This window comes from Castellaniella daejeonensis (assembly GCF_039523555.1).
In the GTDB taxonomy this organism is placed as follows: Bacteria; Pseudomonadota; Gammaproteobacteria; order Burkholderiales; family Burkholderiaceae_B; genus Castellaniella; species Castellaniella daejeonensis.
The window spans coordinates 324,490-349,005 of the sequence record NZ_BAAAFN010000015.1 but is presented as its reverse complement, the minus strand read 5'-3'; the positions used below and the strand labels follow the sequence as shown (position 1 = coordinate 349,005).

General features: G+C 67.5%; 21 protein-coding genes and 1 tRNA gene. 11 read left to right on the top strand and 11 right to left on the bottom strand.

Translation table 11 applies throughout. From position 1 onward, the window contains the following. The first annotated feature begins 6 nt into the window (after positions 1–6). Positions 7–1,236: an MFS transporter gene (locus ABD022_RS11340; protein WP_343821376.1), complete on the top strand. Its 1,230-nt coding sequence runs from the start codon at positions 7–9 to the stop codon at positions 1,234–1,236. Here the strand turns inward: ABD022_RS11340 and ABD022_RS11335 are convergent. From ABD022_RS11335 to hemA, 6 genes are all read right to left on the bottom strand, one after another. After that, entirely contained in the window at positions 1,226–2,455 is a 1,230-nt protein-coding gene (locus ABD022_RS11335) for an HD-GYP domain-containing protein (protein WP_325124383.1), read from the bottom strand. The genes ABD022_RS11340 and ABD022_RS11335 overlap by 11 nt on opposite strands. A 34-nt stretch (positions 2,456–2,489) precedes the next feature. Then, positions 2,490–3,098 carry a UbiX family flavin prenyltransferase gene (locus tag ABD022_RS11330; RefSeq protein ID WP_325124384.1) on the bottom strand — a complete coding sequence of 203 codons (609 nt, stop codon included), beginning with the start codon at positions 3,096–3,098 and terminating at the stop codon, positions 2,490–2,492. After that, positions 3,095–3,436: a Grx4 family monothiol glutaredoxin gene (gene grxD, locus ABD022_RS11325; RefSeq protein WP_325124385.1), complete on the bottom strand. Its 342-nt coding sequence runs from the start codon at positions 3,434–3,436 to the stop codon at positions 3,095–3,097. Before grxD ends, ABD022_RS11330 begins: the two co-directional genes overlap by 4 nt. Positions 3,437–3,497: 61 nt before the next feature. After that, the gene (gene prmC / locus ABD022_RS11320) at positions 3,498–4,313 is read right to left on the bottom strand and encodes a peptide chain release factor N(5)-glutamine methyltransferase (RefSeq protein ID WP_414647413.1); all 816 of its coding nucleotides are present in this window, start codon (positions 4,311–4,313) and stop codon (positions 3,498–3,500) included. A gap of 2 nt (positions 4,314–4,315) precedes the next feature. After that, the gene (prfA, locus tag ABD022_RS11315) at positions 4,316–5,395 is read right to left on the bottom strand and encodes a peptide chain release factor 1 (RefSeq protein WP_325124387.1); all 1,080 of its coding nucleotides are present in this window, start codon (positions 5,393–5,395) and stop codon (positions 4,316–4,318) included. Between the two features lie 83 nt (positions 5,396–5,478). Then, positions 5,479–6,756 carry a glutamyl-tRNA reductase gene (gene hemA, locus ABD022_RS11310; RefSeq protein ID WP_325124388.1) on the bottom strand — a complete coding sequence of 426 codons (1,278 nt, stop codon included), beginning with the start codon at positions 6,754–6,756 and terminating at the stop codon, positions 5,479–5,481. A gap of 133 nt (positions 6,757–6,889) precedes the next feature. Between hemA and ABD022_RS11305 the strand changes: the two genes are divergently transcribed. Both ABD022_RS11305 and ABD022_RS11300 read left to right on the top strand, forming a co-directional pair. Beyond that, positions 6,890–6,965, top strand: a tRNA-Phe gene (locus tag ABD022_RS11305). Between the two features lie 178 nt (positions 6,966–7,143). Continuing rightward, a complete protein-coding gene (locus ABD022_RS11300; protein ID WP_325124389.1) occupies positions 7,144–7,287 on the top strand; it encodes a hypothetical protein in 144 nt (47 codons plus the stop codon). A gap of 19 nt (positions 7,288–7,306) precedes the next feature. Here ABD022_RS11300 and ABD022_RS11295 read toward each other — a convergent pair whose 3' ends face one another. After that, positions 7,307–8,620, bottom strand: a complete 1,314-nt coding sequence (locus tag ABD022_RS11295) for an MFS transporter (protein ID WP_343821371.1) — start codon at positions 8,618–8,620, stop codon at positions 7,307–7,309. Between the two features lie 156 nt (positions 8,621–8,776). On the opposite strand from ABD022_RS11295, the gene ABD022_RS11290 reads away from it, so the two are divergent. Both ABD022_RS11290 and ABD022_RS11285 read left to right on the top strand, forming a co-directional pair. After that, positions 8,777–9,715 carry a LysR family transcriptional regulator gene (locus ABD022_RS11290; protein WP_325124391.1) on the top strand — a complete coding sequence of 313 codons (939 nt, stop codon included), beginning with the start codon at positions 8,777–8,779 and terminating at the stop codon, positions 9,713–9,715. Then, complete coding sequence (locus ABD022_RS11285) at positions 9,712–10,353, top strand: pseudouridine synthase (protein ID WP_325124392.1); 642 nt, start codon at positions 9,712–9,714, stop codon at positions 10,351–10,353. Before ABD022_RS11290 ends, ABD022_RS11285 begins: the two co-directional genes overlap by 4 nt. 49 nt (positions 10,354–10,402) lie before the next feature. Here ABD022_RS11285 and queG read toward each other — a convergent pair whose 3' ends face one another. Together queG and ABD022_RS11275 are read right to left on the bottom strand one after the other, a co-directional pair. Continuing rightward, positions 10,403–11,488, bottom strand: a complete 1,086-nt coding sequence (gene queG, locus ABD022_RS11280) for a tRNA epoxyqueuosine(34) reductase QueG (protein WP_343821369.1) — start codon at positions 11,486–11,488, stop codon at positions 10,403–10,405. A gap of 73 nt (positions 11,489–11,561) precedes the next feature. Continuing rightward, a complete protein-coding gene (locus ABD022_RS11275; RefSeq protein WP_343821367.1) occupies positions 11,562–12,386 on the bottom strand; it encodes a class I SAM-dependent methyltransferase in 825 nt (274 codons plus the stop codon). A gap of 186 nt (positions 12,387–12,572) precedes the next feature. On the opposite strand from ABD022_RS11275, the gene ABD022_RS11270 reads away from it, so the two are divergent. Next, a complete protein-coding gene (locus ABD022_RS11270; RefSeq protein ID WP_343821365.1) occupies positions 12,573–13,283 on the top strand; it encodes a winged helix-turn-helix transcriptional regulator in 711 nt (236 codons plus the stop codon). A 13-nt stretch (positions 13,284–13,296) separates the two neighbouring features. On the opposite strand, the gene ABD022_RS11265 is transcribed toward ABD022_RS11270, so the two are convergent. Beyond that, entirely contained in the window at positions 13,297–13,881 is a 585-nt protein-coding gene (locus ABD022_RS11265) for a hypothetical protein (RefSeq protein WP_325124396.1), read from the bottom strand. Between the two features lie 218 nt (positions 13,882–14,099). On the opposite strand from ABD022_RS11265, the gene ABD022_RS11260 reads away from it, so the two are divergent. Both ABD022_RS11260 and ABD022_RS11255 read left to right on the top strand, forming a co-directional pair. Further along, the gene (locus ABD022_RS11260; RefSeq protein ID WP_325124397.1) at positions 14,100–14,546 is read left to right on the top strand and encodes a cupredoxin domain-containing protein; all 447 of its coding nucleotides are present in this window, start codon (positions 14,100–14,102) and stop codon (positions 14,544–14,546) included. A gap of 175 nt (positions 14,547–14,721) precedes the next feature. Beyond that, positions 14,722–18,207, top strand: a complete 3,486-nt coding sequence (locus ABD022_RS11255) for a DUF748 domain-containing protein (RefSeq protein ID WP_425545223.1) — start codon at positions 14,722–14,724, stop codon at positions 18,205–18,207. Between the two features lie 61 nt (positions 18,208–18,268). Here ABD022_RS11255 and ABD022_RS11250 read toward each other — a convergent pair whose 3' ends face one another. Then, complete coding sequence (locus tag ABD022_RS11250; RefSeq protein WP_325124399.1) at positions 18,269–19,372, bottom strand: substrate-binding domain-containing protein; 1,104 nt, start codon at positions 19,370–19,372, stop codon at positions 18,269–18,271. Between the two features lie 194 nt (positions 19,373–19,566). Between ABD022_RS11250 and ABD022_RS11245 the strand changes: the two genes are divergently transcribed. From ABD022_RS11245 to fdhF, 3 genes are read left to right on the top strand one after another with little or no spacing between them, the layout of a single operon-like run. Further along, the gene (locus ABD022_RS11245) at positions 19,567–20,049 is read left to right on the top strand and encodes an NAD(P)H-dependent oxidoreductase subunit E (RefSeq protein WP_325124400.1); all 483 of its coding nucleotides are present in this window, start codon (positions 19,567–19,569) and stop codon (positions 20,047–20,049) included. A 2-nt stretch (positions 20,050–20,051) separates the two neighbouring features. Then, complete coding sequence (locus tag ABD022_RS11240) at positions 20,052–21,626, top strand: formate dehydrogenase beta subunit (RefSeq protein WP_325124401.1); 1,575 nt, start codon at positions 20,052–20,054, stop codon at positions 21,624–21,626. Positions 21,627–21,635: 9 nt separating this feature from the next. Then, on the top strand, positions 21,636–24,509 hold the full coding sequence (gene fdhF / locus ABD022_RS11235) for a formate dehydrogenase subunit alpha (protein ID WP_343821360.1): 2,874 nt from the start codon (positions 21,636–21,638) through the stop codon (positions 24,507–24,509). Positions 24,510–24,516 lie beyond the last annotated feature (7 nt).

Here is a 24,516-nt window from a genome sequence, read left to right as displayed (position 1 = left end):
CCCGCCATGCCGCACACAGCCCTGGAATCCCGTGCCCCCGAGCCGCAAGCCGCCGTCCGCGCCGCCCTGTTCCTGGTGCTGGTCGGCATGTGCGCCGCGCTGCATATCTGGAAAGTCCCGCCGGCCCTGCCCCAGCTGCAGGCCGAATTCCGGCTCAGCCTGGTGGAATCCGGGTTCCTGCTGTCGGCCGTGCAGTTCGGCGGGCTGCTGCTCGGCCTGCCGATCGCCCTGGCGGCCGAACGCATCGGCCTGCGCCGCTGCGTGCTGACCGGCCTGGCCGTGCTGGCCGCGGCCTCGATGCTGGGCGCCTGGCTGGATTCCAGCCTGCTGGTGCTGCTGTTCCGCGCCGCCGAAGGCTGCGGCGTCCTGATGGTGGCGATGCCGATCCCCGCGCTGATCCGCCGACTCGTGCCGCCGGAGCGGCTGAGCCGCATCATGGGCCTGTGGGGCAGCTACATGCCGCTGGGCACCGTGATCATCCTGCTGGCGGGATCCTGGATCCTGAGCATGGGAACCTGGCAGCTGCTGTGGTCGCTGCTGTCGGTGCTGACCCTGTGCTGCCTGCTGCTCACGGCTCGCCTGGTACCGCCCGATCCGGCCACGGATCCCGGCCAGCCCCGCGATTCCCTGGGACAACTGGCGCGCACGACCCTGGGATCGGCGAACGTCTGGCTGGTTGCCCTGATCTTCGGCGTGTACGCGGGCCAATGGATGGCGGTGATCGGCTTCCTGCCGACGATCTATGCCGCCCAGGGCATCAGCGGCACCACGGCAGGCCTGCTGACGGCCATCGTCGCGGGCGCGAACGCGATCGGCAACCTGTCCGCCGGCCGCCTGCTGCACCGCGGCGTGGCGGGCTGGCAGCTGTTGATCACGGGCCTGGCCACCATGATCCTGTGCGCCTACGCCGCCTTTGGCGCCGGCCTGCCAGCCCCGGCGCAGTTCGTGGCCGTGCTGGTGTTTTCGATGGTGGGCGGCCTGGTGCCGGCCACCCTGTTCGTGCTGGGACTGACCCTGGCGCCCACGCCGCAGACCGCCTCCACGACCATCGGCTGGATGCAGCAATGTTCGTCCCTGGGCCAGTTCGCCGGGCCGCCCTTCGTGGCCTGGGTGGTCAACCGCGCGGGCGGCGACTGGCAATGGACCTGGACCGCCACCGCCGCCTTCGCGGCGGCGGGCATCGTCCTGGCGGCGCTGATCGGCCTGCGGACGCGGTCCGCCGCACCTACACGATAGGCGGCACGGGCAGGCCCGACTGGGCCCAGTCCACCGGCGCGGCCACCGGCAGGATGCGGCTGGGGCAGTCGGGTTCGGCCAGGTTCACCCGGCGTTCCGGAATGGCATGGCTCCAGCGGATCGAATAGAAGATCTTGACCACGGGCAGCTCCGGCGCATCGGGATTCTGCGCCACCACCAGGCCCAGTTCGCCCTGTGTCAGGCTGATGATGGAACCCAGCGGATAGCGCCCCACCGTGCGCACGAACGCACCCAGCACGTCCATGTCGAACTGCCCTTCGGACCGCATCATCTTGTACAGCGCGAAAGCCGGATCCCAGCCCTTCTTGAAGGGCCGCGTCGAGGTGACTTCGTCGTAGTAGTTGCAGACGGCCGCCATCCGGGCCAGCAGGCTGATGCCATCGCCGGCCAGGCCGTCGGGGAAGCCCTTGCCGTCGACGCGCTCGTGGTGGTGCAGGCAGACGTCGATGACCTCGGGCGGTACGCCCGGATCCTGGCGCAGGACTTCGGCGCCGCTGAGGGGATGCTTGCGCAGCACTTCCTGGGGCGGCACGACCGGGCGGCCGAGCTTGCCGGGCGCTTCGTCGGGATCGCGGATCTTGCCGATGTCGTGCAGCAGGCCGGACATGCCGGCCAGGCGCACCTGGTCCTCGGACAGGTCCAGGGTTCGTGCCAGTGAAGTCATCAGCGCGGCCACGGCCACGGAATGCGCGTACAGATACTGATCGGCTCGCTTGATGCGAGCCAGGCTGGTGAGCGCATCCGGATGGCCGTCGATCGAGTCGGCCATGTCCTGGACCAGGCCCTCGATCTGCCGCAGGTCGAGCTTGCCTTCCAGTTCGGCATCGGCGAAAAGCTGCAGGACCTGTTCGCGCGACCCCTCGATGATGTCCTTTGCGTCGTCGAAGGCCTGCTGTTCCGGCGAGCTACGCTCGGGCGCCGGCGCGGCGGCCCTGGCGGAAGGCGGCGCAGATTCTTCGGCCGGGACAGGCCGCGCGGCGGGTGCGGCACCCGTGTCCGGACCGCCGGCAGGCACGTCGATCCCCCGATCGGTATCGATCAGCACCCATTCGAGCCTCGATTCCTGCAGGCGGCGCAGCTTGCGCTCGTTCTGGATCAGGAAACGCGAACGCCAGAAGGAATGGTCCAGGAAAGAGCCGCCCAGGTCATGCACATACATGCCGACGCACAATTGGGACACAGGAACCTTTTTGATCATGCGCGAGTTCCGTGAAACAGGCAGCGGCGGCGCCTCAGGCGCCCCCCGCCTCCTGCGGGTGGATACCCGGGTCGTCGAGACCTTCCCAACTGGGCCCGGGCACATGGATATCGAAAAGCTCCAGCACGCGGCACACGGTGTGATCGATCAGATCGTCCAGCGTGGCCGGGCGCAGGTAGAACGCAGGCAGCGGCGGGAAGATCACGCCCCCCATCTCGGTCACCGCGGTCATGTTGCGCAGGTGCGCCAGGTTCAGGGGTGTTTCCCGCACCATCAGCACCAGCCGCCGGCGTTCCTTGAGGGTGACGTCGGCCGCCCGTGTGATGAGATTATCCGACAGCCCGTGCGCCACGGCCGCCAGTGTCCGCATCGAGCAGGGCGCCACCACCATGCCGGCCGTACGGAAACTGCCGCTGGCCAGTACGGAGCCCACGTCGCGATGGCTATGGACATGATCGGCCAGGGCCCGCACCGCCTGGCGATCCAGGCCGAGTTCGTGGCGGATGTTCAGCACCCCCGAAGGCGACATGACGAGATGGGTTTCCACCCCGCCGTGCGCCCGTGCGAGTTCGAGCAGGCGGGTGGCGTACCGGACGCCAGTCGCACCGCTGATGCCGACGACAAGCCGCCGGGGGGGAGTCACTCGATCGCCCCGGCGTCCTTCAGCAATTGGGTCAGCTCGCCGTTCTGATGCATTTCGTTCATGATGTCGGTGCCGCCGATGAATTCGCCCTTGACGTAGAGCTGGGGAATCGTCGGCCAATTGGCGTAGTCCTTGATGCCCTGGCGGACTTCGGGGTCTTCGAGCACATTGACGGTGACCAGCTTGGTGACGCCGGTTTCCTTCAGGATCTGGATGGCGCGTCCGGAAAAGCCGCATTGCGGGAACTGGGCCGTGCCCTTCATGAAAAGGACGACCGGATGGCCGGTGACGGTTTCACGGATGAAGTTCTGGACTTCGGATTGAACTGCTTCGCTCATGGTGGTCTCGCTTAATAAATCCCCCACGCCGCGCCTTGGAGCAGCCTGGCGGAGAAAAAGATCAGGCCGGGACTCGGCCCCGGGTAACGCGTTCGATGCCGGACAGGTCCCGTTCGCTGGCGACATCGACGAACCCCCGGCACAAAAACAGGGACCGGACAGCCTGCGCCTGATCCCAGCCATGTTCCACGCACAGGGTTCCACCCGGCGACAGATGATCTGGAGCGCCCTGCACGATCTCGCGCAGGGCCTGCAGGCCATCGGCCCCGTCGGTAAGGGCTCCGGGGGGCTCGAAACGCAGATCGCCCCGCCCCAGATGCGCGTCCTGCGCGTCGATGTATGGCGGATTCGAGACGATCAGATCGAAACGCACCGAATCCAACTCGGTATCGTACCAATTCCCGTGTGAAAACAATAGTTTTGCCCCCAAGGCGCGTGCGTTCTTCCGTGCCACGTCCAGGGCCTCGGGACTGATGTCGGTGGCCCGCACCCGCGCATCGGGACGTTCCAGCGCCAGCGTCACGGCCACGATGCCGCTGCCTGTGCCCAGATCGAGCACATGGGGTCCGGACACGTCCCGGATGGCCCGCAGGCCGCACTCGACCAGCAGTTCGGTGTCCGGGCGCGGAATCAGCACAGCCGGCGTGACCTCGAAGTCACGCCCGTAGAATTCCCGCTGTCCCAGGATATAGGCGATGGGCTCGCCCGCCACCCGCCGGGATTCCAGCGCCCGATAGGCGGCGACCCGGGCCGGATCCAGGGGGTCGGCGTCATGCGCGATCAGCCAGGCACGCGACACGCCCAGCACGCGCTGCCACAGCATGCGGGCTTCCAGGCGCGGCAGGGGGCTGGCCGCCAGGGATTCGCGCAGTGTCAGGCTCATTCCAGCGCCAGGGCGGCGAGCTGCTCAGCCTGATGCTCGGCAAGCAGCGCACCGGTCAGCTCGTCCAGATCGCCGTCCATCACCTGCGCCAATTTGTACAGCGTCAGATTGATGCGGTGATCGGTGACGCGCCCCTGGGGAAAGTTGTAGGTGCGGATGCGTTCCGACCGGTCGCCGGAACCCACCAGGCTCTTGCGCTGGGCAGCCTCGCGGGCATGGGCCTCCTGCTGCTGGCGGTCCTTCAGGCGCGCGGCCAGCACCTGCATGGCCTTGTCCTTGTTGCGGTGCTGCGAACGGTCGTCCTGGCATTCCACCACCAGGCCGGTCGGCAAGTGGGTGATGCGCACCGCCGAATCGGTCTTGTTGATGTGCTGTCCGCCGGCCCCGCTGGCACGGAAGGTATCGATGCGCAGGTCGTTGGGGTCGATCCGGATGTCGGCCTGGGGATCGGCCTCGGGCATCACCGCGACCGTGCAGGCCGAGGTATGCACCCGGCCCTGGGACTCTGTCTCGGGCACGCGCTGCACGCGATGGGCGCCCGATTCGAACTTCAGCCTGCCGTAGACGCCATCGCCCTCGATGTGGGCGATGACTTCCTTGTAGCCGCCCAGCTCGGATGCGCTCTCGGACATCAGTTCCACCCGCCAGCCGCGGGTTTCCGCATAGCGGGTGTACATGCGCAGCAGATCGCCCGCGAACAGGGCGCTTTCGTCGCCCCCCGTGCCGGCGCGGATTTCCAGAAAGACGCTGCGGTCGTCATCCGGGTTCTTCGGCAGCAGCAGGATCTGCAATTCGCCCTCGAGCGCCTCGATGCGGGCATCGGCGCCCGACAGCTCTTCCTCGGCCAGCGCCTTCATGTCGGGGTCGGACAGCATGTCCCGCGCCGCATCCCGGTCGTCGCACGCCCGCTGCCAGGAATCGAACGCCTGCACCACGGGTTCCAGTTCGGCGCGTTCGCGCGTCCATTTGCGGAAGCGTTCCATATCGTCGGCGCTGTCCGGCTCGGCCAGCAGGGCATCGATCTCGGCCAATCGGTGGCTGAGCTGTTCCAGGCGGCTGAGCATCGAGCTTTTCATGAAGGGAGGTTCCGGGAAATCACAAGGAAGCCAGGACCCGGCTCGCACGGAGCCGGATCGGCACGAAGAGGGGGAAATCGCCGCTACCGGCGGCGGGCGCCGGATTCGGGCAACAGGCGGGGCAGCAATGCCAGCAACTGATCGCGTTCGGCGCCTTCGCTGCGGTTCAGGGCGGCCAGCGGACCGTGCATGTACTTGTGCGTCAGGCTGTGCGCCAGGAGTTCGAGCACGGCTTCGGGGTCTTCGCCGCGTGCCAGCTGCCGCCGGGCGCGGTCCAGCTCGGCCAGGCGCAGGGCATCGGCGCTTTGCTGGTAGTCGATGATGGCCGGCACGATCTCGCGGTTGCTGAGCCAGTGCATGAAGTGCCGCACCCGCGCCTCGATGATGGCTTCGGCCTGGACCACGGCGGCACGGCGCGCATCGGTGCCCGATTGCACCATGCGGCCCAGGTCGTCGACCGTGTACAGGTAGACGTCGGCCAGGCGGCCGACTTCGGGTTCGATATCGCGCGGCACCGCGAGGTCGACCATCACCATGGGGCGATGGCGCCGCGCGCGCGCAGCCCTTTCCACCATCCCCAGGCCGAGGATGGGCAGGGACGAGGCCGTACAGGAAACGACCACGTCGAATTCGGCAAGATGATCCGGCAGGGCCGACAGCTTGAGCGTGCGGGCGTCGAACTGGGCCGCCAGGGTTTCGGCGCGTTCCAGGGTGCGGTTGGCCACCGCGATCTGGCGCGGCCGCACCGCGGCGAAGTGCGTGGCACAGAGCTCGATCATCTCGCCCGCGCCGATGAACAGTACGTTGCTACAGGACAGGTCGCCCAGCACGCGCTCGGTGAGGCGCACGGCGGCGGCGGCCATGGACACGGAATGCGCGCCGATGGCCGTCTGCGAGCGGACTTCCTTGGCGACGGAAAAGGTGCGCTGGAACAACTGGTGCAGCAGCGTGCCGAGCGTGCCGGCCTGCTCGGCCGCGCGCACGGCGTCTTTCATCTGGCCCAGGATCTGCGGCTCGCCCAGCACCATGGAATCCAGGCCGCTGGCCACGCGGAAGGCATGGCGCACGGCGTCGTTCTGCTGGTACTGGTACAGGTGGGGCACCAGCAAGCCGGTTTCCAGGCGGTTGAATTCCGCCAGCCAGCCGGGCAGTTCCGGCGCGACGCCGGAATCGGCCGCACAGTAGATTTCCGTGCGATTACAGGTGGACAGGATGGCGGCTTCGCGCACGCCGTTGCCGAAGGCGGACCGCAAGGCCGCCAGCGCGGGCTTGACCAGATCGAGCGGAAACGACACGCGTTCCCGCACGGAAACCGGCGCGGAAACGTGGTTCAAGCCAAAGGTCAGGACGTCGACGGACATGCCCGCAAGAAGGAGTTGCACATGAAGATGGACTGTATTATAAGGCGCCCTGGCCGGCCAGGGAACGACGACCGTCGCGTTCCAGCGTCGGTTTCTGCACAGGATCAAATTTTCATGTATGATTCTGCGTCTTGGCCCGGTAGCTCAGTCGGTAGAGCAGAGGATTGAAAATCCTTGTGTCGGTGGTTCGATTCCGCCCCGGGCCACCATAGAATTTGCAGTGGAATCAAAGGCTTGCCGTTTTTTCGGCAGGCCTTTTTTTCGTCTCCGGATTATCCGCCGTCAATCAAGTATCAACCTGGCCAGCAGGTCCAGCTTATGCGTTCTCCCGGGCAAGGGTTGCAGTCACATTGCAAGTGCGTGCCCCGGCTGGAGAGGATGAGAATCATGCCTTTCCTGATGTTCGGCAGCGGCCAGATTGATGGCGGGCAGCTGATCTTCCTGGCGGTTTCTTTCACGTTTGTCATGGGCGTTGCGGGAATCGCCCTGTTTTTCAGCAGTGACCATGCCCAGCAGAAGCGGGGCGTCTGAGCACCCCCACCGCCCCCGATCACACAGTCTCGCCCGAGGGCGCCAGACGGCGCGGTGTCCCGCGCATGCGCCCCAGGCTCAGCACGATAGCCAGCGCCGCCCCCAGGCATTGGCCGAATGTGCGCATGATGGCCAGCACCCCCGAGGCATAGCCGCTGTGCTCGCGCGATACGTTCGACAGCATTTCACGGTTGTTGGGGCTCTGGAAGCAGCCGAAGCCGATCCCGCACAGGAGGCAGCGGGCGGCAATATCCCAGACCTGTGGCTGCGCCGGCAGGCAGGCCAGGGATATCTGGCCCGCCAACAGCACGGACAGGCCAACGGTCGAGATCATCGCTGGTGACATCCGGTCGGCCCACCGCCCTGCGTGGGGCGCGATCAGCACGATGCCAACCGGCCACGGCATGAGCAGCAGCGCCGTTTCAGATGCGCCATAGCCATACACATTCTGGAAAAGAAACGGCAGCGCCACGAAGGTCATGCTCTGCCCCACGAACGCCGCCATCGAAGTCAGCGCCGCGAACGAGAACCGGGGCGACGCAAAGATGGCGGGCGGCAGCAGGGGCTGTTCCGCACGGCGCAGGCGCCACACAAACCCCGCCCCGGCCAGCAGGGCCGCCAGGGCATACCAGCCATCCCCGGGCTTCATCACCCGGTCGGCCGCCATGATCAGCGCCCCCACCAGTACGGCAGACAGTACGGCGCCTGGAATGTCGAACGGCTTGCGCACGATCGCAGGACCTGCGGGGATTGCCTTCAGGGCAATCGCCAGCGCCATTGCGCCGGGCACGACATTCAGGGCAAACAGCCACTGCCAGCCCCAGGCATCGAGCAGTGCGCCGCCCACGATCGGTGCGATGGCGGTGCTGGCGGCGATCAACAGGGCATTGAGGCCCAGGATCCGCCCCAGCAGGCGGCTGGGAAACGCGAACCGCAGGATGGCGGGCCCGATGCTCACCACGGCGGCGCCGCCCGCGCCCTGCAACACCCGCAGGGCAATCAGCGCATGGGCGTCGGGCGCCAGCGCGCACGCGGCCGACGCCAGTGTGAACAGCGCCAGGCCGGACAGGAACAGGGGCCGGAATCCGATGCGGCTGGCGAGCGCCGCAAAAGTGGCCAGCAGCATGGCCACGGCCAACAGGTACCCGTTGGCGAACCAGATGGCCACGTCCGGCGAAACCTGCAGTGCGTCCGCCATCTTCGGCAAGGCGATGTTGATCACCGTGCCATCGAACACCACCATCACGGTGGCGGTCATCAGCGCCGCCATGACGGCGACGCGCTCACGGCCCGGCAATCCCTCGTCTCCCGGCCTATCCGTCAGTAATTCCATGGCGATTCACCTCGTTGTCGTTCGATCCATGGAAAAAATGTAATTCCGGCGAAGATCAGGCGGAAGACGCACCATTCGCAGTTATATATTGCATGGTACGCTGCATGTCATACGCGTCTCCCCTTCCGCCCGACCCACCGTCCCAGGCCTGCTCCCATGTCAGAACCCGATTTCAACCTGCTCGCGGCGCTCGATGCCCTGCTGGCCGAAGGCAGCGTGGCTGGTGCGGCGCGGCGAACCGGCCTGAGCACCTCGGCCATGAGCCGCACGCTGGGCCGGCTGCGCGCAACGACCGGCGATCCCCTGCTCGTGCGGGCGGGGCGCCATATGGTGCCAACACCGCACGCGCAGGCGATCCGCGAACGAACGCGCAATGCCATGCTCGAAATCCGGGCCCTGCTGTCGCCCGCAGCATCCGAACTGCATCCATCCGCCCTGGATCGCGTCTTTGCCATACGGGCCAACGAGGGGTTCGTCGAGATCTTCGCCCCCAGGCTGATCGCGGCCGCGGCCGACGAAGCGCCGCGCGTCAGCCTGCATTTCGCACCCAAGATCGAGAAGGACTCCCGCTATCTGCGCGAAGGCCTGGTCGACCTGGAGATCGGGGTCGTGGAAAACATGGGTCCGGAGATCCGCCTCCAGGCGCTGTTTCGCGATCATTTCGTTGGCGTGGTCCGGGCCGGCCATCCCCTGCTGTCCGGACCGGCCGTCACCGCCGAACGGTATGCCGCCTACGGGCACGTGGTGGCCTCGCGCCGGGGGCTGTCCCGCGGACCGGTCGACGATGCCCTGGCCGGAATGGGCCTGGCCCGCCGGGTCGTCAGCGTCGTGCCCGGGTTCCCCGCGGCATTGGCCGTGGCCATGGCATCGGATCTGATCGCACTGCTGCCCTCATCCTACCTGCCTGCCCAGGATGCAGCCGGGAAAGGCATGGCATTCCAATCCTTCGAGCTGCCCGTACCGGCACAGCACATCACGATTTCGCAGATGTGGCACCCTCGCCAGGAAGCGGAGCCGGCACACCGCTGGCTGCGGCAGCTGGTACGCCGGGTGTGCGGCACACTGCCCGTCAACGACCCGGAGCGCAACGCATGAACCATGGCAATCGAACGCCCCGGCCCGGCAGGATCCGCCGGGCCACCAAGGCGCCGCCCGGCCAGCCCCGCCTGCTCCTGCTCAACAAGCCGTTCGGCGTGCTGACCCAGTTCAGCGACGACCAGGGGCGCGCCACGCTGAAGGACTTCGTCGACGTGCCCGGCGTCTACCCGGCCGGGCGCCTGGACCGCGACAGCGAAGGGCTGCTCCTGCTGACCAACGATGGCCGCCTGCAGGCGCAGATCGCCGACCCCAGGCACAAGATGGAGAAAACCTATTGGGTGCAGGTCGAAGGACAGCCGGCCGACGCCCAGCTGCAGCGCCTGCGCGCCGGTGTGGACCTGAAGGACGGCCCCACGCTTCCAGCCCGGGTCAGCCTGCTGGCGGAACCAAGGCTCTGGCCGCGCGACCCGCCCGTGCGCTTCCGCAAGAACATCCCGACCGCATGGCTGGAGATCACCATCCGCGAAGGCCGCAACCGCCAGGTGCGACGCATGACGGCTGCCGTGGGACTGCCGACCCTGCGCCTGGTGCGCACCCGCATCGGGCCCTGGCGCATCGGGGACCTGCAGCCGGGCATGTGGCGCGAAGCCGCGCCCACCATTGCAGCCGCCCCGGCGCGACCTGCAAACACCTGATCGCGGGCCATGCCGCCGCCCGCGCCCGGCCTCGCGGCACGGCGGCCGATCAGCCTTCCGGGCGCTGTGCCAGCGCCCACGCCACATGTTCGCGCACCATGGCGCTTTCATGGCCTGCACGGCTGAGCAAGGCGGCACGCAGTTCCCGGGCTTGCTCCGCATCGGCCTCGCGCAGCGCGTTACCCAGCGCCACGGCGATATTGCGCAGCCAGCGCTCGTGGTCGATGCGCCGGATCGGCCCGCCTTCGGTGCGCTTGAGGAATGTTGCCTCATCCCAGGCGAACAGCTCGACGAGCCGGTGGCCGACCAGCGGCTCGCGCGCGTCGAAATCGGGCAGTTCGGTGGTCTGCGCGTACTTGTTCCAGGGGCAGATCGTCTGGCAGTCGTCGCAGCCGTAGATGTGGTTGCCCATCAGCGGGCGCAGTTCCTCGGGGATGGGGCCGTGGTTCTCGATGGTGAGATAGGAAATGCAGCGGCGCGCATCGACCACGCCGGGCGCGACGATGGCGCCCGTGGGACAGACATCGATGCAGGCGGTACAGGTGCCGCAATGCGCGCCCACCGGATCGGTCGGCTCCAGTTCGAAGTCCACGAAGATTTCGCCCAGGAAGAACATCGACCCCGCATCGCGCGAGAGCACCATGGAATGCTTGCCGCGCCAGCCCAGGCCGCTGCGGCTGGCCAGTTCCTTTTCCAGCACGGGCGCCGAATCGGAAAAGACGCGGTAGCCGAATGGGCCGATCAGCGTCTCGATGCGGTCGCACAGTTTTTGCAGCCGGCCGCGCACCACCTTGTGGTAGTCGCGCCCCCGGGCATAGAGCGACACGACGCCTTCGCCGGGATCGGCCAGCCGGGCGCGTTCGCGGATTTGCCAATCGGGCGCGGTATCGCGCGGCAAATAGGGCATGCGCGCGGTGATCACGCTCACCGTGCCGGGCACCAGCTCGGCTGGCCGGGCGCGCTTGAGGCCATGGCGTTCCATGTAGTGCAGATCGCCGTGATAGCCCTTGGCGAGCCATTGCAGCAGCTGCGGCTCGGCCGAAGACAGGTCCACCCCCGAGACTCCGATGCCGGAGAAGCCCAGCTCTTGTGCCCAGGTACGGATCTGATGGACCCATTGTCTGTTCCGATTCATCGGGAAATTATAGGGAAATCGCCCGGGCCAAACCCCGGCTGAGCATGGGGAATTCTTTGCCGGCCAGCCGGGCTCACGCCGCTTTCGTGGTGATCACGACTTCCAGGTATTCCCCCGGCACGACCAGCGAGCCGCCGCCCCCGCGGTCATGGCGGCGCAGCAGGTCCAGGATGTCCCGGGCCAGCGCATCCCGCCGATCGGGTTCGAGCGCGGCAAATATCTTGTGCGTCGGACCGTAGCAACGCTCGAAGACCTCCAGCCAGTGCTCGGGAGACCGGTAGCGGAACACGAAGGATTTCGGCCTGATCTCCAGGGAATGCCCTGGAAACAGATCCCGCAGCACGGCCTCGGAGCCCCATCGGGTGGGCGGGCGCAGGCCGGGCGCAGGCGGCGGGGCATAGCGGCCGACCAGCCCCAGCAACTGGCCGATGAAGCCCTCGGGCGTCCAGTTCGCCAGGCCGATGCGTCCTCCGGGCACGACAACGCGCGCCAACTCCGCGGCCGCCCGCTGCTGATCCGGGGCGAACATGACGCCAAAGGTGGAAAGCGCCACATCGTAGCTGCCGTCGTCGAACGGCAGCGCTTCGGCATCGGCCTCGCGAAACGATACGGCAAGGCGCTCCGCATCGGCCCGCTCCTTGCCACGCGCGAGCAGCGCAGGCACATAGTCCGTGGAAGTGACCCGCGCAAAACGGCGCGCCGCCGCCAGGGTGGCATTCCCATTGCCGGCCGCCACGTCGAGCACCCGGCTGCCGGCGCGCAGCTCGACCGCCTCGCAAAGTTCTTCGCCAACGATCTGCAACGTGCTGCCGATCACCGCATAGTCGCCCGAAGCCCATACGGCATGCTGGCGCTGCTTGACGGACTGGTAGTCCGGGACGAGAGTTTCAGTGGACATGGCATCCTCCTGCCTGAAGATGGCTCGACCGGGGCATCCGCCGCCGAATCCCGCCGTGATCCTCTTCCTCGCCGGTTCCCATCATGGACCCGCCGGACGCGCGGCACTAGTTCAATTTCTGAACCGCAGCCTGGGCTGCTGCGCAGTACACTGGCCTGGTCGTGGCCACCGAGCACGGAGGCGAACATGACACGAGACAGCTACCAGCAGTTCTGTCCGGTCGCCATGGCGGCGGAAGTCCTGTGCCGCCGGTGGACCCTGCTGCTGTTGCGCGAACTATTGTCGGGGTCGGCCCGCTTCAATGCGCTCCGGCGTGGCCTGCCGCGCATGTCGACCGCCCTGCTCGCCAAGCGATTGCGCGAGCTGGAGACCGCCGGCATCCTGGTCCGGAGCCCCGTATCCGCGGAAGCCGGCGTTTGCGAATACCATCTGACGGCCGCCGGCAGGGAACTGCGCCCCATCGTGGAAACAATGGGGGTGTGGGGGCAGCGCTGGGTCGCCGCCGAGGCTTCGCTGCATCATCTCGATGCCGACCTGCTGATGTGGGATGTGCGCCGCCGCATCGATGTGTCGTCGATGCCGGAGCGGCGCAGCACGATACAGTTCATCTTTCCCGAACGCCCCGCCCGGGAACGCTGCTACTGGCTGATCGCCGAGCAGGGGCAGGAAGCCGACCTGTGCACCTTCGATCCCGGCTACGAGGTGGACCTTTATGTCCGCGCAGACCTGCGCACGCTGACCGAGATCTGGCTGGGCCACACCAGCATCGCGCGGGCACGTACGGCGGGCCGCCTGGCCCTGACGGGCAGCAGGCAGCTCGCACGCACCTTCGACGCCTGGTTCGCCCTGAGCCCGTTCGCCGCGGTGCAGCCCCCGCAGGCCCAGGCACTGCCGTGATATGCGGCCAGGATCACACGCCGGTGGCCAGCTTCGCCATGACCACGATGATGGCGACCTGCATGAGGCCCTGGCTGGCCACCACGTAATAGAACCGGCTCATCATGCGCCCGATCTTCGGACCGTCGGGCTCGGGTTTCTGCAGTTCCAGGCATACGCGCACGCTGGTCGGCAGCAGATAACCCAGGCCCTGGATCGTCATCAGCGTCACCAGCACCAGCGCGGCGGCAATCCAGCCGAACTGCGGCCACGGCAGCTGCACGTAGCCCATCCGCACCGCAAGGAACCAGCCCGCCGTGCTCGTCAGGATGGAAAGCGTCGGCATGAGGAACAGGGTGACCGGGGTCAGCCTGACGATGATTTCCCTGCGCACGGGAATCGACACGCTGCGGATGATCGGACCGATGACGAACCCCATGAACAGGTCGATGCCGGTCCACAGCACGCCGCTCATGACGTGCACCCAGTCGAGCAGCCAGAGATTGCCGGCCAGTACCGCCGCCACCAGAACGGCGAGCGCCCCCGCGACGTACCAGAGATAATGCCACCGGACCAGCCCCGGCCGCGGGCCCGAGGGCGTCGCAAGCGATGCATCCATGGATCCTCCACCGTCTGATCGCCGTTTTCGGCATCGGCCGATCCTTGAATTTTAAGCTTGAATGTTCTGCGCCGGGACAAGTGCAACACGGTTTTCGCGGGATTCCGCCAACGGGCCGGGCGGCGCACATCGATGCCTGCGCTTCCGGCAAGGCCTCTTGCACTTGCCACGGTGACAAGGTTTAAGCTTTCAGGCCGATCCAGCACAAGGAGCCCCCCATGCGCATCCGGCCGTTTGCCCTCTTTCCGGCTTTGCTTCTGGCTGCCGCCTCGGCGCACGCCCATGGCGACGCCCCGCACGACATGAACGCAATGCAGGCACAATCCGCCCGCGTGATCGAGATCACCATGGACGACACCATGCGCTTTCATCCCGACCAGATCGCGGTACGGCCGGGCGAGACCGTGCGGCTGCGGATTCACAATGCGGGCCGGCTGCCCCATGAAATCGTCCTGGGAAAAATGGACGAGATTCTGGCGCACGCCACGGAAATGCGCGCACACCCCGATATGCCGGCCCACCATGAAGCCAACGCCCTCACGCTGGATCCGGGCGGCAGCGGAGAGCTGACCTGGACGTTTCCGCAGGCGGGCGCCCTCGACTTCGCATGCACGATCCCCGGGCACTACGAAGCCGGCATGAAAGGCCGGTTCGTGATCGGATAGGCCCCACACGGCCAGGCAGCGCAAAAAAATGCAAAGTCCGGCGCTTCCCGATGGACGCGCCGGAATCCGGCATGGATAATTGACTGCGAACCATGAGCGGCACGGCATCGATGCCCGCGGGCCGGCATGGCGCATAAAAACAAAATCAGTCGGAGCGCATGCAATGCAGATGCGGATGCCAGCCCTGAAACCCAGCCGGCGCACGATCAAGATCCTGGCGGGCATCGCCCTGGCGCTGCTGGTGCTGGCCGCATTGGCCGCCTGGCTCGTGCCCAAGGCCGTACGCAGCGCGCTCACGCAGGACGTCTCCGAACTGCTGGGCCGCCCGGTGCAGGTAGGCGAAATCCGGTTCAACCCCTTCACACTGGCGCTGCGCGCGCGGGATCTCGTCATCGAGCAGCCCCAGTCCGAACCGCTGCTTCAGATCGGCGAGATCGACCTGCGCGTGGCATGGCGCTCCATCGCGGTGTTCGCGCCGGTGGTCGATCGGCTGCGCATCGACCGGCCACGGATCGCACTGGTGCGCCAGGACATTGACCGATTCAATTTCTCCGACATCGTCGACCGGCTGGCCGCCAGGGCGGCCGGGCAGCCCGAGGAACCCGGCCCGGCCGATTCTGGCCCGCCACGCTTTTCCCTGAACAACCTGTCGCTGACCGGCGGCAGCGTCAGCCTGGACGACCAGGTCACAGGCCGCAAGCAGACGATCGACGAGATCACGCTGGGCATTCCCTTTCTTTCTTCCTTCGGCTACGCCACCGACATCGACGTGCAACCCGCGGTGCATCTGCGCATCAACGGCAGCCCCCTCGACCTGGACGGCACCGCGCGGCCTTTCGAAACAGTGCCGACATCCACGCTGAACGTCGCGCTGGACGGCGTGGCGCTCGACAAGTGGGCGGACTTCTGGCCGCTGCCCCTGCCCATCGCAGTCAAGAGCGCGCTGCTGGACTCCAGGCTGCAAGTGCGGTTCGAACAACCGCGGGATGCCGCCCCGCGCATCCGCGTGCATGGCAGCCTGGGCCTGCGCCAGCTGGATGTCGCCGAGACGTCGGGCGCCCCCCTGCTCGCCTGGGACGATCTTCGCGCCGAAGGGCTGGCGCTGGACCTGGGCGCACGCACAGTTTCCATCGAGACGATCACCCTGGCGAAACCCAGGGTCGAGGCGCATCGCGATGCCACGCAGTTGAACTGGCAACGCGTGGCCACCGGCTTCGCCAGACTGGGAGAAGACGCCTCCGGCGACCGGCACCCCGGCGTCCCGGCAGCGTCATCCGAAGCCGCCGGTCAGGCCTCGACCGGCAAGGCCCAGGCCGATCAGGCACCAACCGATCAGGCGCCGGCGGGCGAAGGCGCCCAGGCGCAAGCCGCACCTCCACAGGCTGCTCCTGAGCCGTCCCGGAACACCTGGCAGATCACCCTGGGCGCCTTCCGGCTCGAAGCCGGCGCCGTGCTCCTGCGCGACGAGCCGAGCGGCCTGGACTACCCCATCGACGGCCTGAGCGCCGAGGTCGACCAGATCGCCTGGCCACCGACCCCGGACCAACCCATGCAGGCCCGGCTGAGCATGGACAACAGCCTGGACGGCGGCACGCTGCGGGCCCAGGCGCCGATCGTGCTGCAGCCTCTGGCCGTGCACGCGCAGGTCGCCCTGGACAACCTGGCGCTGGCGCCCTTCGCGGCGGCCGTGCGCCATTACGCACCGATCGCGCTGAAAGACGGCCGCCTGAGCCTGGAAGGCATGATCGACGCCGCCGACGGCAAGGTCCAGGGCCGCGACATCAAGCTCGGCCTGCGGCAATTCGCGGCGCGCGACGAATCCGTGAAGCCCGGCGTGGACCTGTCCCTGGAATCCCTGGCGCTGACGGCCGACCGGCTGGCCCTGGACGCCGAGCCGGCGCGATTCACCCTGCGGGCCGACGGCATCCAGAAGCGCGGCACGCTGGCGCTCGACGGTTCGCTGACCACGCAGCCGCTTGCCATCGACACCTCGGTCGATCTGGCGCATTTCGACGCCGCTTCGCTGGCGCCCTACGTGGCGTCCAGCCTGAATGCCACGGTGCGCGGCATGGACCTGGGCGCGCGCGGCAAGGCCAGCTTTGCCGCCCCGCAAGGCAAGCAGGCCCTGCGGGCGGACTGGCGCGGCGCGGTCAGGGTCGACGGCCTGGATCTCCAGGACCGCGTCAACAAGGCCCCGTTCCTGAACTGGAAGCACCTGGGGCTGGACGACATGCACATCGGGGTGGCGGGACCGAAGCTCAGCCTGGATCTGGGCAACATCCTGCTGGACGACTTCTACGGCAACATCCTGCTCAACAGCAATGCGCGCCTGAACGTGCTGGACATCCTGGTGGACGAGGGCACGGCCGCGGGCTCCATCACCCAGGATACACAGACCCGGCGCAAGCGCGCGACCGACCCGGCGCAGGCAGGAACGAAGCGAACCGCGGCGCAATCCGCCGGCGCCCTGCCCGACATCTCGATCCGCAGCATCACCCTCAAGCGCGGCCGCATGACGTTCAACGACCACTTCGTGCGTCCCAACTACCGCGCCGAGCTGTCCGCGATCGCGGGCACGCTCACTGCCGTATCCTCGACCCGGCCCGCGCCGGCCAGGGTCAACGTCACCGGCCGTGTCTACGGCACCGCGCCGCTTTCCGTCTCGGGCACGGTACAGCCGTTCGCGCGCTACCTGGCGCTGGATCTGAAGGCCTCGGCCAAGGGCGTGGACCTGCCCCGTTTCACCACGTATTCGTCCAAGTACGTCGGCTACGCCATCGAACGCGGCAAGCTGTCGGTCGACCTGCACTACCAGATCAAGGACCGGGCCCTGCAGGCCAGCAACAAGGTGCTGCTCAACCAGCTCACCTTCGGCAAGCCCTCCGGCAGCCCCGACGCGCTCAAGCTGCCGGTGCTGCTGGCCGTTGCGCTGCTGAAGGACTCCAGCGGCAACATCGACGTCAACCTGCCGATCGCGGGCTCGCTGGACGATCCTGAATTCTCGGTGGGGGGCATCATCGTGCAGGTGATCGTCAATACGATCGCCAAGGCGGTGACCGCGCCCTTCAAGCTGCTGGCCTCCGCCTTCGGCGGCGGCGAAGACCTGTCCCACGTCGATTTCGCGCCCGGCAGCGCCGTGCTCGACGACGCGGCGAAGTCGAACATCGCCACCCTGGTCAAGGCACTGGCCGACCGCCCATCGCTGAAAATGGACATCGTCGGACGCGCCGACCCCCAATCCGACGAAACGGGCCTGCGCCAGGCCTGGATCGATGAAAGGATCCGGGCCGCCAAGGCCAGGGCAGCCGGCGGGCGCGGCAGGCAGGCCACCGGAAGCACCGAGCTGAGCGACGCGGACCGCGCCAAGTACCTGAAGGAGGTCTACGGCGACACCCGGATCAAGAACAAGCCGCGCAATGCCATCGGCATCGCGAAGTCGCTGCCTCCCGAACAGATGAATGCCCTGCTGCTCGCCGCCGCCCCGCTGGGCAAGCAGCCCCTGAACGGGCTTGCAGAAGCCCGCGCCCAGGCCGTCTACGAGCAGATCACGGCATCCGCGCCCGAGCTGGCCGACCGGGTCTTCATCGTGGCCCCCAAGCCCAACGCCGACGGGATCGAGGACGGCGGCCCCGCCACGCGCGTGGATTTCGCGCTGCACTGACCAGTGTCCCGCCAGCCGGCGCCGGTCCTGCGCGGCGCCGTTGCGGCCTGGCCGCCGCGCCTCAATGCCTGTCGGCGAACTCCGGCCCGAAGGCCTGTTCCAGGGTCTGGACGTGTCCCATCAGACTGCAGTCGTAACCCACCAGGTCCCGCACATAGGCCTGGTAATCGTCCCCGTTCATCAGGTCCAGCAGCCGCTGCAGCGACTGTGTGCCGACCAGTTCCTTGTTGATGCCGAAGAAATAGCGTTCCCGCGTCAGGGGAATGAATTCCAGCCCGCACCGCCAGGCGGCGGTCTCGACCCCGATGCCGACGTCGGCCATGCCGCTGGCGATGTGGGCGGCAATGGCCATATGCGTGAATTCCCCGCTGTCGAAGCCGGTGACGTCCTTTGAATCGATGCCCAGGCGCTCGAGCATCAGGTGCACCAGGAAGCGCGTGCTGGAGCCGATCTGCCGGTTCACGAAGCGCACGTCCGGGCGCACCAGGTCGCTGATCGACTGGATGCGCTTCGGATTGCCGGGCTGCACGAACAGCCCCGTATTGCGCTCCGCCAGGTGCAGCAGCAGCATGCGGTCCGGATCCAGCCAGCGACGGTAATGCTGCAGGATCGGCTTCTGGTATTCCGCGACCGGCACCTGGAATCCGGCCAGGTCGCATTCGCCCCGATCCAGCGAGGCCAGCGCCTCGATCCCGGTACGGTAGCGCAGTTCCAGCGGCAGCAGGTCCTGGCCATTGGCCAGGCGCATCAGGCCTTCGACGGCAAAGCCGTGGCTTGCATGCAGGCGCAGCACGGACATTTCCTCGGAATACAGGCGCTGCAGTTCTTCCTGCAGTTCGGACGCCAGGCTCTCGAACGTCGGGGCCAGGCGCGCATCGATCCGCCGGTTTGCCCACAGCAGGTGCTGCGCAAAACTGGTCAGGCGCGAGCCGCGCCGCCTGGACGTTTCGATCAGCGGCGCCTGGAATTCCGATTCGGCCTTGCGCAGGATGCCCCAGGCATGCCGGTAGGACATTCCGCGCGCCTGGCAGGCACCGGAAATATGACCGTGTTCATCAACGGCGGCCAGCAGCCGCAGCACATCTCCCATGGGCAGCATTTCCCCGGATTGCTTTTCCAGAATCCATTCGGAATGCAGCCGTGGCTTGAACCGATAAACCGCCATTTCTCCTCCTGAAAGTCTTATTAATATGAATTTGATTGCATATAAAAAATGACCTCGATCTAAATATGTTTTTATTATCTTATTGAAATCAAATTATTTTCAATAGTAGAGTAAATCAACGGCACTGATCTATATATGCACAAATAAACCTATTAAAGCGCATGCCAGCCGACCATGCGCCCGGAGACGAAGCCATGGACACCTTCCGGTCCGATGCCGAAGCAGCCCCGCATGACGTCGACCCCCTGGTGCGGGATATCCTGGCCCGGCATGCCGGCCGCCCCGGCGCCCTGCTGCCGATCCTGCACGACGTGCAGGACGCCCTGGGCTGGATCCCCGAGCAGGCCGTACCGCAGATTGCCGCCGCCCTGCAGCGGTCCCGCGCCGAAGTCCATGGCGTGATCAGTTTCTACGGCCACTTCCGCACCGCCGCACCCGCGCGCACGCATCTCGAGGTCTGCCGCGCCGAATCCTGTCAGGCCTGTGGCGGCAACGCCCTGTACGAACACGCACGGGCGCGTATCGCGGCCGGGGGCGCCGGCGAGGTCTCGCTGGCGCCGGTGTACTGCCTCGGCCTGTGCGCCCAATCCCCGGCCGTCATGATCGACGGCCGTCCCCACGCACGCGTCACCCCCGAGAAACTGGACGCCCTGCTGGCATCGGCGCAGGAGGCCTGACCATGGAACGCATCCTCTACGTCCCGCAGGACACCGCCGCGCTGGCCATGGGGGCCGACGCGGTGGCCGACGCGTTCCGCACGGAAGCCGCGCGCCGCGGCCTGAGCCTGCGCATCGTGCGCAACGGCTCGCGCGGCCTGCTCTGGCTCGAACCCCTGGTCGAGATCGCGACGCCCGCGGGGCGAGTCGCCTATGGCCCCGTCGCCCCGGCGGACGTCCCGTCCATCCTGGACGCGATCGGCACGGATGGCGCGCCCGACGGCCGCACCGCCCACCCCCTGTACCACGGTCCGACCGACGAAATCCCCTACCTGAAGAACCAGGAGCGCCTGACCTTCGCCCGGGTCGGCCTGATCGATCCCCTGAGCATTCCCGACTACGAGGCCCGCGATGGCTTCGCCGGACTGCGGAAGGCGCTGGACATGCCCTCCGAGGCCATTGTCGACGCCATCGTCGAATCCGGCCTGCGCGGCCGCGGCGGCGCCGCCTTCCCCACCGGCATCAAGTGGCGCACCGTGCTGCAGACTCCGTCGGCGCAGAAATACATCGTCTGCAACGCCGACGAAGGCGATTCGGGCACGTTCTCCGACCGCATGCTGATGGAAGGCGACCCCTGTGCGCTCATCGAAGGCATGGCGATCGCGGGCCTGGCCGTGGGGGCCACGCGGGGCTACATCTACATCCGCTCCGAATATCCCCAGGCCGAACGGATCCTGGCCGGCGCGCTGCAGGCCGCGCGCACGGCCGGCTGGCTGGGCGACGATATCCAGGGTTCGGGCCGCGCCTTCGACATCGAGCTGCGGCGCGGCGCCGGCGCCTACATCTGCGGCGAGGAGACTTCGCTGCTCGAAAGCCTGGAAGGCCGGCGGGGTCTGGTGCGCGCCAAGCCGCCGTTGCCCGCCGTACGCGGCCTGTTCGGCTGCCCCACCGTGATCAACAACGTGATCTCGCTGGCCACGGTGCCCTTCATCCTGGCCCGAGGCGCGCAGGCCTACCGCGACTTCGGCATGGGGCGTTCGCGGGGCACCCTGCCCTTCCAGCTGGCCGGCAACATCCGCTGCGGCGGCCTGGTCGAAAAGGCCTTCGGCCTGACGCTGCGCGAACTGCTGTTCGACTTCGGCGGCGGCAGCGCCTCGGGACGGCCCTTGCGGGCGGTCCAGGTGGGCGGCCCGCTGGGCGCCTACCTGCCCGAATCCCAGTGGGACACGCCGCTGGACTACGAGGCCTTCCTGGAAATCTCCGCCATGCTGGGCCATGGCGGCGTGGTGGCCTTCGACGACACGGCCGACATGGCCGCCCTGGCCGAATACGCCATGGAATTCTGCGCCATCGAGTCCTGCGGCAAATGCACGCCCTGCCGCATCGGCTCGGTGCGCGGCACCGAAGTGATCCGCGCGATCCGCGAGGGCGGGGACCGGGATGCACGGGCCGAGCTCCTGCAGGAACTGTGCGACACCATGATGGCCGGCTCCCTGTGCGCACTGGGCGGCATGACGCCCTACCCGGTGCTGTCCGCGCTGCGCCACTTCCCCGAAGACTTCGGCCTGTCCCCGGCCTCCGTCCCCCTGACCGCCTAGGAGCCCGCCATGCTGGAAACCGTCCTGAAACGCGACCGCGACCTGGGCACGCCCGAGTCCCCGTCCACCGAAACCGTCACCCTGACCATCGACGGCCAGACCGTCACCGTCCCGGCAGGCACGTCGATCATGCGCGCGGCTGCCGAGACAGGGATCCAGATCCCGAAGCTCTGCGCCTCGGACAATCTGGAAGCCTTCGGTTCCTGCCGCCTGTGCCTGGTGGAAATCGAAGGCCGCCGGGGCCATCCCGCGTCCTGCACCACGCCCGTCGAAGAAGGCATGGTGGTCCGCACGGAAACCGGAAAACTGCACAAGCTGCGGCGCAATGTCATGGAGCTCTACATCTCCGACCACCCGCTGGACTGCCTCACCTGTCCGGCCAACGGCGACTGCGAGCTGCAGGACATGGCCGGCGTGGTGGGCCTGCGGAACGTGCGCTATGGCTTCGATGGCGCCAACCACCTGAATGACGCCACCGACGCATCCAATCCCTACTTCACCTACGACCCGTCCAAGTGCATCGTCTGCAGCCGTTGCGTACGGGCCTGCGACGAAGTCCAGGGCACCTATGCCCTGACCGTCCAGGCACGCGGCTTCGATTCGCGCATCATCGCCGGCCAGGACGATGGATTCCTGGAAAGCGACTGCGTATCCTGCGGCGCCTGCGTCCAGGCCTGCCCGACCTCGGCCCTGATCGAGAACACGGTCATCGACCAGGGCCAGGCGGATCACGCGGTCATCACCACCTGCGCCTATTGCGGCGTGGGCTGCGGCTTCAAGGCCGAGTTGAAGGGCGACCGCGTCATCCGCATGACGCCCTGGAAGGACGGCAAGGCCAACCGCGGCCATTCCTGCGTCAAGGGCCGGTTCGCCTGGGGCTACGCCACCCACGCCGACCGGCTGACCAGGCCCATGATCCGCGCGAAGATCACCGACCCCTGGCGGGAAGTCTCATGGGAAGAGGCCATTGGCCACGCCGCTTCCGAGCTGCGGCGGATCCAGGGCAAATACGGCGTGGATTCGATCGGCGGCATCACCTCGTCGCGCTGCACCAACGAGGAAACCTACCTCGTCCAGAAGCTGGTGCGCGCCGCGATGGGCAACAACAATGTGGACACGTGCGGCCGGGTCTGCCATTCGCCCACCGGCTACGGCCTGAAGACCACCATCGGGGAATCGGCCGGTACCCAGACATTCGACTCGGTGATGCACGTCGACGTGGCGGTGGTTCTGGGCGCCAACCCCAGCGCCGCCCACCCGGTGTTCGCCTCGCGCCTGAAGCGCCGGCTGCGCCAGGGCGCCCGCCTGATCGTGATCGACCCGCGCCGCATCGAACTGGTCGACGGGCCGCATGTGAAGGCCGATTACCACCTGCCGGTGCGTCCCGGCACCAACGTCGCCGTGCTCAACGCCATGGCCCACGTCATCGTCACCGAAGGCCTGGTGAACCGCGAATTCGTCCGCGCCCGCTGCGAGGATCGCGCCTTCGACGAATGGATGCAGTTCATCAGCCGCCCGGAACACGCTCCCGAGGCCACGGAATCCATCACCGGCGTGCCGGCGGCCGACCTGCGCGGCGCCGCCCGCCTGTACGCCACCGGCGGCAACGCCGCGATCTACTACGGCCTGGGCGTCACCGAGCACAGCCAGGGTTCCACGGCCATCATGTGCATCGCCAACCTGGCCATGGCCACCGGCAACATCGGCCGCGAAGGTGTGGGGATCAATCCCCTGCGCGGCCAGAACAACGTCCAGGGCTCCTGCGACATGGGCTCGTTCCCGCATGAATTCCCCGGCTACCGCCATGTTTCCGACGACAAGGTGCGCGCGGAATTCGAGCGGGCCTGGGGCGTCGCGCTGCAGGCCGAGCCGGGCCTGCGGCTGCCCAATATGTTCGATGCGGCCCACAGCGGCACGTTCAAGGGCCTGTACTGCCAGGGCGAGGACATCGCCCAGTCCGACCCCAACACCCGCCACGTGGTGGCGGCCCTGGAAGCCATGGAATGCGTGATCGTCCAGGACATGTTCCTGAACGAAACCGCCAAATACGCGCATGTCTTCCTGCCGGGTTCGTCCTTCCTGGAAAAGGACGGCACCTTCACCAACGCCGAACGCCGCATCTCGCGGGTGCGCCAGGTGATGGCGCCCAAGGCCGGCCTGGCCGACTGGGAAGTCACCTGCGCGCTGTCGAACGCAATGGGCTACCCCATGCACTACGCCCATCCGGGCGAGATCCTGGACGAGATCGCCCGGCTGACGCCGACCTTCTCCGGCGTCTCCTTCGGCCGCATCGCCGCCCTGGGCGGCAGCATCCAATGGCCCTGCAACGACGCGGCCCCCGAAGGCACGCCCATCATGCATGTGGGCGAATTCGTGCGCGGCAAGGGGCGGTTCATGATCACGCAATACGTCCCCACCGAGGAGCGGTCCACCCGCCGCTTCCCGCTGCTGATGACCACGGGCCGGATCCTGTCGCAATACAACGCCGGGGTGCAGACCCGGCGCACTGCCAACAACGCCTGGCACAGCGAGGACGTCCTGGAAATCCACCCCCACGACGCCGAGGACCGGGGCATCGTCGAGGGCGACCGGGTCGCCATCGAGAGCCGGGCGGGGGAAACCGTGCTGCGCGCCACCGTCACCGACCGGATCCAGCCCGGCGTGGTGTACACCACCTTCCACTTCCCCGAATGCGGCTCGAACGTCCTCACCACCGACAACACCGACTGGGCCACGGACTGCCCCGAATACAAGGTGACCGCGGTCCAGGTGCGCAAGGTCGCCACGCCGTCGGCCTGGCAGCGGGACTGGGCGGCGCACGACCAGCGCCAGGATGAACTCCTGGATGCCCGCGTGCCGCAAGCCGCGCCCGCCAGCGCCTGAGGAGATC